This is a genomic window from Staphylococcus gallinarum, from assembly GCF_029774255.1.
GTDB lineage: Bacteria > Bacillota > Bacilli > Staphylococcales > Staphylococcaceae > Staphylococcus > Staphylococcus gallinarum.
The window spans coordinates 1,091,751-1,104,787 of the sequence record NZ_CP069082.1 but is presented as its reverse complement, the minus strand read 5'-3'; the positions used below and the strand labels follow the sequence as shown (position 1 = coordinate 1,104,787).

11 protein-coding genes are annotated in these 13,037 nt (G+C 27.9%); 3 read left to right on the top strand and 8 right to left on the bottom strand.

All coding sequences use genetic code 11. The annotated features are described in order from the left end of the window. Positions 1–42 precede the first annotated feature (42 nt). The 3 genes from JN168_RS05155 to xdrA all read right to left on the bottom strand — a co-directional run bounded on the left by JN168_RS05155 (position 43) and on the right by xdrA (position 2,322). Positions 43–387: a YlbF/YmcA family competence regulator gene (locus tag JN168_RS05155; RefSeq protein WP_042740023.1), complete on the bottom strand. Its 345-nt coding sequence runs from the start codon at positions 385–387 to the stop codon at positions 43–45. A gap of 68 nt (positions 388–455) precedes the next feature. After that, positions 456–1,586, bottom strand: a complete 1,131-nt coding sequence (locus JN168_RS05150) for a DUF445 domain-containing protein (RefSeq protein WP_232138556.1) — start codon at positions 1,584–1,586, stop codon at positions 456–458. Positions 1,587–1,857: 271 nt separating this feature from the next. After that, the gene (gene xdrA, locus JN168_RS05145; protein ID WP_042740021.1) at positions 1,858–2,322 is read right to left on the bottom strand and encodes an XRE family transcriptional regulator XdrA; all 465 of its coding nucleotides are present in this window, start codon (positions 2,320–2,322) and stop codon (positions 1,858–1,860) included. Between the two features lie 428 nt (positions 2,323–2,750). Here xdrA and purU point away from each other — a divergent pair, with 428 nt between their 5' ends. Continuing rightward, positions 2,751–3,602: a formyltetrahydrofolate deformylase gene (gene purU, locus JN168_RS05140; RefSeq protein ID WP_279526211.1), complete on the top strand. Its 852-nt coding sequence runs from the start codon at positions 2,751–2,753 to the stop codon at positions 3,600–3,602. A gap of 588 nt (positions 3,603–4,190) precedes the next feature. Here purU and JN168_RS05135 read toward each other — a convergent pair. From JN168_RS05135 to JN168_RS05120, 4 genes are all read right to left on the bottom strand, one after another. Continuing rightward, positions 4,191–6,836 (bottom strand): CDP-glycerol glycerophosphotransferase family protein, encoded by a 2,646-nt coding sequence (locus JN168_RS05135; protein ID WP_229367366.1) that lies wholly within the window; start codon positions 6,834–6,836, stop codon positions 4,191–4,193. 1,012 nt (positions 6,837–7,848) lie between these two features. Further along, a complete protein-coding gene (locus JN168_RS05130) occupies positions 7,849–8,244 on the bottom strand; it encodes a replication initiator protein A (protein ID WP_042740018.1) in 396 nt (131 codons plus the stop codon). Positions 8,245–8,307: 63 nt separating this feature from the next. Continuing rightward, a complete protein-coding gene (locus tag JN168_RS05125) occupies positions 8,308–9,237 on the bottom strand; it encodes a proline dehydrogenase family protein (protein WP_042740017.1) in 930 nt (309 codons plus the stop codon). 781 nt (positions 9,238–10,018) lie between these two features. Next, positions 10,019–10,876, bottom strand: a complete 858-nt coding sequence (locus tag JN168_RS05120) for a hypothetical protein (RefSeq protein ID WP_232138552.1) — start codon at positions 10,874–10,876, stop codon at positions 10,019–10,021. Between the two features lie 175 nt (positions 10,877–11,051). Here JN168_RS05120 and JN168_RS05115 point away from each other — a divergent pair, with 175 nt between their 5' ends. Both JN168_RS05115 and JN168_RS05110 read left to right on the top strand, forming a co-directional pair. Further along, positions 11,052–11,363 carry a hypothetical protein gene (locus JN168_RS05115; protein WP_143565182.1) on the top strand — a complete coding sequence of 104 codons (312 nt, stop codon included), beginning with the start codon at positions 11,052–11,054 and terminating at the stop codon, positions 11,361–11,363. 158 nt (positions 11,364–11,521) lie between these two features. After that, positions 11,522–12,322: an ABC transporter permease gene (locus JN168_RS05110; RefSeq protein ID WP_107513468.1), complete on the top strand. Its 801-nt coding sequence runs from the start codon at positions 11,522–11,524 to the stop codon at positions 12,320–12,322. 131 nt (positions 12,323–12,453) lie between these two features. Here the strand turns inward: JN168_RS05110 and JN168_RS05105 are convergent, their stop codons facing one another. Beyond that, positions 12,454–12,861 (bottom strand): sporulation protein, encoded by a 408-nt coding sequence (locus JN168_RS05105; RefSeq protein WP_107580368.1) that lies wholly within the window; start codon positions 12,859–12,861, stop codon positions 12,454–12,456. Between the last annotated feature and the right edge of the window lie 176 nt (positions 12,862–13,037).

Below are 13,037 nucleotides of genomic sequence, written 5' to 3'. Positions count from 1 at the left end.
TATGTTAACTTTCACAAATCATTTCCACGATAAAATTTTGTATTAGTCAGCGTAGATTTCGTCTAAAGGTTTAACGATGATTTGGTTGATTTCTTGGAATACTTGGCTCATGTTTTGCTCAGCAGCCATTAATTCAGAAATATTAGAGTCATTTTCGATTTTTTGAGCTTGTTCTTGTGCTTTTTGTAGCTCTTCTTCACCGATTTCTTCACCTTGCATTTGTTTTTGTTGGAAGCTTAATTGAGTTTCACGGAACTCATCGAATAAGTCTTTTGATTCTTGATTTTCTTTAACTTTAGTATAAGCGTTTTGAATTGCTTTGTATTCATCACTTTCTCTTAAAGCTTGTTCTAATTGATTAGCATGATCGTATAAATTTACTGCCATTCTGCTTCACTCCTTTTGTGTTTATGTGTTAAAACCACATCGCTATTACAATAACATAATTTATTATGTTATACAAAGATAGCAATTACGCCTTGTAATAGACCAATAATACCACCCAATAAAAAACCAAGAAACATGATTAATTTTAATTCTTTATTGGCGATATCAATAATTAATTTTTCAATATAGTCTAAATCGAATGTGTTGATTTGTTCCTCTACCAATTGTCTTAAATTGATCTTTTTCATTATTGGTGAAAGATGTTCTGATGCATTTTCTATAATTACATCTGTTAATTTCTTTGCTACTTTATTTTCTAAGAAAGATATAAAGTTTGGCATTAATTGATGTAATGGTTGTTGCGCTTTGTCATCTATAGCTAGATAGCTTACTGCTAAATCACTTGCTGACTGCTTAAACGAATCAAATTGAGTGGCAGTCACTAATTCAGATAGGTGTTTGGTTTTCATCGTCTGATATTCACTATCAATCACTTGAGTTGCAATTGACTTCGCTTTCGGATGCTGTGTCAATCTAATTAATTCTTGCTGTATACGTTCAGCGATACTTTCCTTCGTCATAAACATTTGTAATAACCCTACGATTTTCCCCTTTTCTTGGAAAAATGTATCCAACATCGATGCAATATCTGTTGCACCTTTATCAGATTGTAAATAAACACGTGCCCTCGAAAATAATAAATCCGGTAATAACGCAACTTTTTCATCAATTGCTTGTTCAATTTCTTCAGGCAAAATCATATTCACTGGTTGATCTTTATGTTCTAAATAAAATTTATCCAAATTAGTATGAACTAACTGTTGTAATTTATCGTTTGTATAGTCAGTGACATCAACGTCTAACTTATTTGCAAAATATTGTATTGTTGTAGAATCTTGTTTTAATTTAGCTATTTGTTGTAGTAATAATGCCTCTATCGCTTCTTTAGAAGACGGTGCATTTAATTTTGATTTAAATACTGATTCTGTAAGTAAATGCTCCTCTACAACTTGTCCTATTTTATCTGCGATTTCACCACGTCTTTTAGGAATAAGACCTGGTGTGAATGGTACTCTTTTTTTAAATATATAGTATGTTTTAAAAGGATGGAATAACATTCGAACTGCAATAACATTTGTTACACCACCAATTAACGCACCTATAACCATCATAAATATTATGATCAGAAATGCATGCATTTACATAAACTCCTTTAAATATTATCTTTATAAGTCTTATTAATACGTAAAACTATTTTCACATTGTATAACATACCATACTTAAATGTGTAGCATAACACCTTTTTATGTTTATTAATTTGTTTATAAAAATAAAAAAGACCTAAATCTCTGTTTAGGTCAAATTTATAATATAGTGACTAAATCATTCAAATATAATTTAAGCACTTTCTTATCTTTAAAACTAAATCATATAAATAATGATTCTTCTATCACTTTATAATGCATTCATTTATACGTGCATTAATTCTTCTTTAGAAATTCTACCGAAATATGTTTCCGCTTCTCTCATTTTTGAAGTACCAAAAATAGGTTGCGTTTCTTTATTAAGCACACGATAGATATCGCTAACTTTGTTACTTTGTAAAATAAAACCATTTCGAGTATCTACAGTATTCCAATAAATATCACTTGTAGTTGAATGATTTGGATATGCACAATGGTTACGAGAAATTGTTTGTACCATTTCTAATGGATCACAGCCAAACGTACTATTTAGTACATCTGAATCTCTAAATAACGCACAAATTGACACACATGTTGTCCAGTTAGGTAATACTCTCTCTTTTTCTATTTGAACTAATGTCTTCTTTGAAAGACCTATAGTCTGAGCCATAGTATCTTGCGTATAACCCGCTTCGATACGAACCATTTTAAATTTTGTTTGAATTAAATCTGTAAAAGTCTGTCTATCCATTACTTTAATCTACCTTTCATAAAAGAATATTTTATCCGGACACAAGAAATTGCAAAAATACACGCTTCTTGAAACACAAATTACATCTTAATATAAATTTTAATAAAATAAAAGAGTGAAATGAAATTTTCATTGTTTTTAATTATTGGCGAAATTATCAAAATAATCAATCTTATTCCCTATATTGCCTTAACAAGCGACAACAGGCATTGTGAAAGCGTATTAATTCATTATGTAGTATCGCATCCTAATTACTTTTTACTTTTTTGAAGTAAAAAGACCATAATTATTATAGCCTAATTCACTACGTCTCGTACAGTTAAAAATTAATTTCTTATAAAATTGCAAAATACAATTATATTGATTTACTTTATTCAGAATCTTCATTATAATTTGAATTACTTTTAAAATTTGAGGTGTCCATATAAATGAAAGATAAATACATATTATTAGCAACTTGTTCAGATAAAGTCGGCATTACGTCACTCATTACCAACATTATTGCTAAACATAATTCAAATATTTTACACCTTGATCATTTTACAGAATATGATAGTGATCAAGATTCAGAAGGTAAATTATATTTAAGATTTGAATTTGAAAAGGTTGATACATTGAAACAAGCCTTAGAACAAGAGTTGCAAGACAATAATATCGATTTTGAATTATTTGATAATAGTAAAAAAACAAAAATTGCATTATTTGTTTCTAAAGAAGACCATGCTTTTAACGAAGTATTATTAAGAGTACAACGTGGTGAAATTCCTGCCGAAATCGTTTGTGTTGTAAGTAACCATGAAAATAATAAGCATTTTGCTGATGCTTTCAATATTCCTTTCTTCCATGTACCAAGCACACAACCTAAGGAAGAAGTTGAACAAAAAATCTTAGATATATGTGCGCAACATGAAGTAGAATTAATCATTTTAGCAAAATACATGCAAATATTAACAGATAACTTTGTTAGTCACTATCCAAATCAAATTATAAATATTCACCACTCATTCTTACCTTCGTTTATCGGGGCAAACCCTTATAAACAAGCTTGGGAACGTGGTGTGAAACTTGTTGGTGCTACAAGCCATTATGTTACTTCTGATTTAGATGAAGGGCCAATAATTGATCAAGATGTTACACGAATTAACCACAGATATAATGTTAAAGATTTACGTAAAATTGGCCGTCATGTAGAATCACGTGTCTTAGCTCAAGCTGTTGAGTTACATGTACAACATAAAGTTATTGTCACTGAAGGTAACAAAACAATTGTATTTGCTTAAATCTACATTCGAACAATATTAAATATAACACAACTGTTTAATTATGCATTTCACTATTCATTAATTGGAATAAATACATGAGTTGTGACACTGTTTTATAATAAATTGTCTATCTCGCTAGATATTAATATCAATGTCTGGCGAGGTCTTTTTTTTATTTAAAATGAATTTCGACATTAAAAATATTGACAACTAAATGATTTAAAGCGCATTCTTTTTAGTAATAATATTGTTTTAGTTAAAATTAATATTTAACTATTTGAAAAAACCTGATAATTTAAAAAATTTTCTAAGTTTAAGCACTATCATATTATTGTAAATCTGTATTTCGTTTGATACATATATGCATAATTATCCATACAATTTTATATTACTTGTTATTGATCACTTTCAATATATTAGCTTTTTATAAATATTACTCCCCTTTAACTCGCTTTTTTTTTCTAATTAAGAAGATTTTAACGACCATTTATACTTAAAAATATTTCGTTTATTTTCTATTATGTATTAAACTATTTGAAATATAAAAACCAACCCACTCAATTGCTTTAAGTAGGCTGGTTTAAATTCGTTCTGTCTTATCCTATATCAATTTGTATTATTGAAATTAGCTTGCGTTTCTGATTCTAAGCGTTGTAATATATTTTTATAAATTCTTAAATTATTGCTTTGGTCAATATTTGTAAAGATAGATTGCTTATTAACCGGTTTAACATCATTTGTTCCTTCAACATATGATTTAATTAAAGTCACCAGACTTTTCTCATCATTTACAATATCTCCGAGGAAGGTTTCATGAATCGGTCTTAGAATTCCTTTTCTAAAGAAGCGTTTAACGTCGAAATGATAGAATATTACTGGTTTATTCATATAAGTAAAGTCAAAGCTCACACTGCTATAGTCGGTAATTAGCAAGTCATGTTCAATTAACAATGATTGTACCGTACGTTCACCCAACTCTACATATTTCACTCTAATATGGTTATTCGTTAAGAATAATTTGAAATAATGCTGCGCTCTATAATGTGGATAAAAATTAATTTCTATATTGTTATTTTCAATTAATTGATTTAGATCTCTATTTTTTGTTAAATTCAAATATCTCTCTAAATATTCACTATTTTCAAAGGCAATATCACTATTCAACCAGTCTCTCCATGTCGGCATAATTAATACCTTTTTAATTTGTTGATTATCTTCGTTAATTGGTAGTTCATCAAATCTCGACAATCCTGTCACATATACGTTTTGTGGAGCGTATCCCATTTGATTCACTACAACGTCTTGCTTCTCACTTTCACTACTTACATTAAACATATCAAATGGCAAATCATAGAATGCTTTATGATATTCAACATTTTTACGACCTAACACACCATGCTGTAAAAATACTTTCAATGTATGCTCATAACCATAAAAACCTTTCGCAGGCTTATATGGAAGTACATTTTCTAAATCGTGTGTTGAGATTAATACCTTCGCTTTATTTGCAATTTCAAAGTGTTTCAACGAACCAAACTCTAAAACATTATCATAATCTTTTATTTTTGAATAATCTGCTGATTCCGTATCTATTACATAATAAGCGTCAATATTCGTATATTGCTGCAACCATTTAAAGAACACAATGCCATTATCTTGAGCAGTATCAAATCTTTCAGAAATCAACCAAGTATTATTATCTTTTTTAGCAGCATTCATAACATTCATTTGTTCTTTTGTAATAGAAAATCTCTCTAATTTTATATTTTTGAATGGCGTAATTGTGCTTAAATAAAATACCCTCTCATTTATTGAATCAAATACATGTTGCGAGAAAAATGCATCCTTCTTATAATTAACGGTTCTATATCGTATTTTTTCTTTTCTTACAATTGTGTCCTCTTCTTTTATATTAATAAATAAGTCCACAACAGTTTTTGATTTTGACACTATTTGATCTATTGCTTCATAATCTAATTTTAGTTCAGTCTCACCAACATCAATTTGATATTCAACGCAATCATTCGTGTATCTATCTTCAAATGTAAGCGTAAATGTACAATGTGAATACAAATCATCCGCTTTAATGAAGAAATTGATTTTATCATTTTTAATATAGTTTATTCCATTTTTGAAAAAAGGCTTCCTATATAATAATTCAATGCCTCTTTTAGAATAGAATTCCATAATGTAATACTGATTGTTAATACTAATATTTGATTGATAAACGGCCCTATCAGCATATTGTTCGCGTATACTATAAATTACACTTCGTTCCGTATCTCCATCAATTTCAATACCTTCTATATATAGTTTCTTTTTAGATGCATTTTCAGTCAATGTCTCAAAAGGTATTTTCGCTGTTAGATGATCATCAAATGTTCTTACCGGATAAGTTTCAATTGTATGATTTTCATTATTCATTAAAACTAAATTTTCGAATTTAATTATCGGTTCTGTTTCAGTTTTATTAATTTTAACTATATAGCCAGTCTTGTTTGGCGCCTCGTTAATAACAATATTAGAAACGTTCAATATTTTGTGATACACATAGAATTGTCTATCATTTATTTGAATATGATAGTGATATAAATTAAACTCATATTCATCATTAAATTTAACCCTATAGGCAACGTCATCTTTGATTAAAAATACTCGATCAAATTCTTGCATAACAAGGGATTCGATATTCTCAATTGGAATTGTAAATTGAGCGTCACCAATCTGTTTTATATCAATTAAAATATTATCTGATTCTTTTACCAACAGTAATTGGTTGAAATTAATATTTTTGCTCGTATTAAAAATCAAATTGGAACCTTCAATATATGCTCTACTTTTAACATATTTATTTAAAAATAGTTGAGATTCATTGACCTTTTTAATAAACATATCTTTGCCCGTTTTAAATTTACACAGTACGTTATCTAAAGAAAGGTATAACTCATTTTCTACAGTATTCTTAACCCATAACTTTTCATTGTTATAATATAAATTCAATTTCAAAAAAGGCTCATATTCTTGAAATACTAAATCCGCTTTATCCACTTCCATTACTAAATGATTGAGTTTAGCTTTTCGAAATTTAGCAGCAGTCTTTTTATTTTGAACTCTTAGCTCAAAACCTGATTCCTTAGGTAAGATGAAATTTTTATATTTAAAAACAATTTCAATCTTATGACCTTTATCATATAGATCTATACAATCAAACTTTTTAATTAATAAGTTCTTTACGTTATATAGTATCCCCATTAACATCTCTCCTATTCATATTTAATAATTTAAATATCGTAGTTGCAAAGAGACATAATTTTAATTATCTATATTTCACTTTTATAACTTCCCAGTTACTTCGATGTATAACATGTTTATTCCCGTTATTAAAAGAATTTATATAATATTTTGGTATGAATTAAAATATTCCCTAATTTCAACACAACTAAAATAAAATGTAATATAAAATTATTTTTCAGGACTTTCATCAAAATTTAAAGTTTTATATCCATCAAAATTATATCATTCAAAAATTTATCAAAAACATATATTTTCATATGTGGAAAATGACACTAAAACATATTATCACTATCTCAAATTATTTCCAATACATTTTTTTGTTTTTATAAATGTATACGATGAATATAACGTTTTCATTCAAATGTTCTCTATTAAATATTAATTAAAATAATCAAATTCACTAAAATAAATATAATATTCTTTATTTGTCGAAAGAGCATATAGTACTTCTATGATGTATAAAAATTGTTTTTTTTTATTTTTGACCATATTTACTTGTCCACTATCGTTTCGGTATAGCTAGTTAAAGAAACTAACCCTTAATTGTTCAGTGTTTTTAATTTTTAATATCCTATAACATGATTCATATGTCTATTATTTTTGTTCATATGGTACGCAAGAATAGTTTGTCTTCTATACTATTTCATTTGAGTGTCAGACTTTACAGAATCTAAAATTTTAACGGTTTATGGAGTTTAAGACCAAAAAAAGCACTCAGATGAATGAATTTATCTGAGTGCTTTTTATTAAATGTTTTCGTGTTTTTGGCTCGCTTTCCTAGGGGGAGCAGCTTCAGCCTCTAGTCTTCTGTCCTGTCCCCTCAGGAGTCACGCTACAATACAATCTAAAAATGATAATTTTACTTTAAGATGCATTAAAAAATAAGACCCTTTCATATAATTTAATAAACACTACACTACTAAATTATCAATACTGCTTATTTTTAACATGCATTGTTAAGTCAATAATACTAATTTGAATGAACTAACATTTTTTCATAATTATTATGCTCTAATTGCGAACATTTACATTTTTTTAAATATAGTAGGTTTTCTTTGTGATGCTCACTAAGTACTTCACATAATAAATTATATGACTTTAATTCTTGCTTTAACTGCTCAAACTCTACTTTTGACCAGTGAAATAGTGCTTCAGCTTCTGCTATAGACATGTGGGTGTAGTATTGATTTTTATTATTTTTAAGCCCTTTTTGAATACTCACTTTTAATCTATCATGTAAAAAAATATATAATTTAAAAGCATTGGTACTCATATTAATGTAATAGTCCGTATACATTAATATTTTTGGTGCTAAACAATAATCTAAGTTATTAGTGTCATTATCCGTATAATATATATTTGACATGGTTTACACCACTTTCTTTAATTTATGAAAAACTATCCAATAATTTCCCTGTAAAAGCCAACGCTAAAGTCTTCCCTTTAACCAAAATTTGCTGAGCGATTGTTTTATTACTAAATTAATGTTTTGTGGTCTTTCAGCCAATCTCCTCATAAAATAACCGTACCAGTCCTTGCCATAAGGCATATATACACATACTTGGTAACCTTGTTGTGCCAATTGTTGTTGCAGGTTTGTTCTAAATCCATAAAGCATTTGGAATTCAAAATTCGATTTAGAAATTTCATTTTGTTCAATATATCGAATCAACTTAGTTATTAAATCATAATCATGCGTAGCGATTGAGGTAAATTTCCCATCTTGTAGATGTGATTTGCATAATTCTAAATAATTAATGTCAATCTCCTTAGATGTTTGATATGCAACCTTTCCGCTTTCTTTATATGCACCTTTTACAATTCTTAGTCTTAAATACTTATGTTCACGTCGATCCTTTTTTGCTCTTAGTAGAGAGGCTTGAATTACCGTTCCAAAATTATTAAAAACTTGCTCACAGTCATCAATTATTTGCCAGCTTGATTGAATATGACCATAATCTTCCATATCAATATTTATAAAAATATGTGCTTCATTGGCTTTTGCTAAAATGCGCATTAAATTTTGTTTGCAAATTTCTGAATTAATATCTAAACCAATTTGTGTTAACTTTAAAGATATATGAGCATTTAAATTTTGCTCATTTATTCTTTCTATAACTTTAATTATGTGATAAGTGGCATTGTAAGCTTCTGACTCTGAATAGACAAATTCACCTAGATTATCAACAGTTACCGCTATATTTTGTTTATTTAAGCGCACAATATTCATTTCTAATTCATCTAAAGTAGTGCCAGCTATAAATGATTTAATTCCTATTTTTGGTCCCATTTTAGTGGCTAATTTATTTATATTACTATTTTGCGATAATGAAAAGAGACAAGATTTAATAACTGTCATAGAACTACCTCCCTTAATCTTTGAAACAGGTATTTTTTTACTATAAAAAGCTATTAATAAAGATTTTATCTTTATTGAATACATCATATATTAAAAATATGTAAAAATAAAATTTGTGTGAATATATATAACATAAATTGTAATATTTTTTGACATAAGCGTTTCATAAATAAATGAGCGTAACATTTCCTCACACTGCAATTTATTGTGTTGATAAGGTTTTTACATCACCTGACTATTTTAAATCATTGATTTACATCCATTTATCTTGCCAAGTTACAACTTTAAATTATATCGTTAGTTTTTACTCAACGGAGCGTAATTTTCATTGTTATTAAAATTATGAGTACTTTAACATTTCGTACTCAAGAGCGCTTTACAATCTTAGAAAATTTATTTTTGTGGAACAAAAGTATGAGATTTCTACACTTGCTTCGAATTAGTTCTCAGTATTGGATGTGTATCAATACTTTGGTTCGACTTAGCCCTTGGTATGCTTGCTAGTCAATACAAAGTCTAATAAAAAAAGCCAGTAAATGAGTTAATATAAACTCACTTACTGACAAGTTCTCTAGTAGCTTTATTACAAAAACATGTTAAATACTATTATTTCCATATTTAGCTAATACTTTGATCAAAATTATTGGTATCTACTCTATTTCCTTTTTGTAATTATTTAACAATAACAAAGAAAATAAAGCATATTTTTATCGTGTCATAGCTCATAGAATACACCATTACAGACATGTAATTATATTTAACGTTAATATTATACCTACTATTAATTACTAGCAGTTGTGTCACCTGTTGTTAGACCATCTGTTTTCCTAATAGTTAAGACCCTATTTTGGTCCGCTTCATCCTCTTTACCATATTTCACTTTATATACAGAGCCATCATCTTTAACCGAACCTACATTAATATTAATATTTCTAAATCCTAACACTCTTTTTGCAACAGCTTTTGCTTCTGATTCATTTTTAACACCATCACTAAAATCTACTTGATTATCTGTTGCCTTAATATTTTCAATACCTTTAATTTTATTATTTTCGACATATACTTTGATCATAAAATCATTTTGCTTATTGTCGTCAAATGTATATATACCGGAATTATTTATATTAGTAGCTTGACCGTGGTAACTAATAAATGATTGAATCGTTGTCTCTTTAGGAATTACAAAAATATGTCCAACTTTATTATCTTTATATGACACACCTAAATTTCCATATTTCAATACATTTTGATCATTTATTCTACCTATTTTTTCACCCTTACCATATTTCGCTACAATTGATTTTTTACTTGCGCCTATTTCAAAGCCTTTATATCCTTTTACATGATTACGATTCATATAATTATCATGAAAATCTTGAGAAAGTACATCAATTTTTGGTGATGCTACTTTCCTCTTTGGAGTATGATGCTTAGTATCTTCATTATTATGATTTAAACTACCTGCTACAAACCGGTATGCGCCAAATAAAATGCCAATTACAATCAGAAAAAAACAAAGACTTGCAAGAATAATCATTACTAATTTAGTTACGGAATTACTGTTTTTCGAATGTCTTTGCTTTTCATAATTATGTTGTCCTTTATTACTAAATTCATTACGAATATGTTGTTTTTTCACACTTTATGCCCCTTCACTTTTTATATAATAATCATATTATAATCTTACACTTTAATAGGAACAACCTTTGAACGTCTTTATATTTTTATAAATAAATGACGTAATATATATTATTTTTACATTGCATTACTTACATAATAAATTATAATGTTGAATAAAGAATGGAGTTGATTAAGTGATGATGACGAATAAACCAATTATTTCAATCTATGTAGCACTTCAAATTTTTACGACCCAAGCTATTCCTGGAGAATTAATTTTATATTCGGATCATATTAAGTTTAAAGCTTCTGGAATGGTTGAAGGTAATGAAGTTAAAGATACATTCTTGTTGAGTGAAATTAATGAAATACAACTACAAAGAGGCATTATTTTACATAAATTGGTTATTATAGATAACGAAAATGATGTATGGCGGTTTAAACAAATAAATAAATCAGATGCACAGCACTTTATTACTCAATATAAAAAGTTAATGACTAATTAACTTAATCACTATAAGTTTATCCTTTTATTTATAAATACACTTAGTTAATACGATGCAAATTTGTATATAAATGGTTAACTAAAATGAACTCTAATTTCAATTATTGATTTTTTATAATATAATTGTTTATGAAGTTAAACGAAAGTGAGTTTTTAACAATGAATGCAGTTTGGACTGTTTTTAAAGAACATTTTCAAAATGTCTACTTAATAAAAAGATTAGCAGAATTTCAATTACGTATATCTAATCACAGTAATTATTTAGGCATTGCTTGGGAACTGATAAATCCGGCTATGCAAATCGCTGTATATTGGTTTGTCTTTGGTTTAGGCTTTAGAAGTAATCGTCTTATGGAAGGCGTGCCGTTTATTTATTGGCTAATAGTTGGTATTAGTATGTGGTTCTTTGTAAATCAAGGTGTATTGGAAGGAACGAAAGCAATTGCTTCAAAGTTCAATCATGTTGCTAAAATGAATTTTCCTATTTCAATCATACCTAGTTATATCGTAGTCAGTCGATTTTATGGACATCTTGGCCTACTAATATTGGTAATGATGATATGTTTCTTTGGAGGTTATCACCCTAGTATTTATACATTACAGTTATTACTCTATGTTCCATTTTCTTTATTATTGACTATGTCAATTGCATTAGTTACATCTACTTTAGGAGTACTTATTAGAGATACTCAAATGGTTATGCAGTCTCTGATGCGAATAATTTTCTTTGTATCGTCTATATTATACTTACCTAATAATGTAATTGTTGAAAAGGTAATGCAATTTAATCCTATTTACTTTTTAGCTGAAGGCTATAGAGCTGCTGTATTACACCATGAATGGTACTTTCTGACTCATTGGCATATCGCTATTTACAATGTAGTGTTAGTACTTATTTTGTTTATTGTAGGATCATTATTACACATGCGTTATAGAGACCATTTTGCTGATTTTATGTAAGTGTTTTGGCTCAAGGCATCAACTTATCACAAATTACGATATATAAAAATTTATACTAAAACAACTAAACACAAAATAGCGACTTAATTCATTTACTGGATTAAGCCGCTTTTTCTATTTTTTAAACTGAACTAACGATATACAACTTTTATTTCATCTTCATCATAATTATCTATTGAACTCACAAGATAGACATGTGTTTTTAACACTAATTTTTTAGGATGATGTTTTAAATCGTTAGTATTTACTTTAAAGGTAAATGATTGCTTATAGTTTTCCTTTTCACCTATTTTAATTAACTCTTTAATTTCAAACCGTTCAACCTCATTTTCTAAAATTTGAAAATCACTCGTAGCATCGCTATTCTCTATTTTCTCAATTAAAGTCAGTTCAATTTTATCAATCACTTCTTCAGTTGACCCTCCTTTAATATATATTGTTCCAGTTAATTGGCCATGTATATTAAATTTATCCCCTTTTACTTTAGTATCAACCTTTAAGTTACTAACGCCAAAAGAACTTAATAATTTTTCAAACATCGTACATCACCTCACTTTACGCTACCCACTTATATCTCTGTTTAATCAAGGTAGATTTCAACGTGAATTTCTTAATTTTAAAAAAAAACAGACTATGATATTTTAACATCATAGTCTGTTTAAAGTTTGTTTCATAGTTAGCTTTGCTGTTATTCTTGGATAACATTTTAAAATAC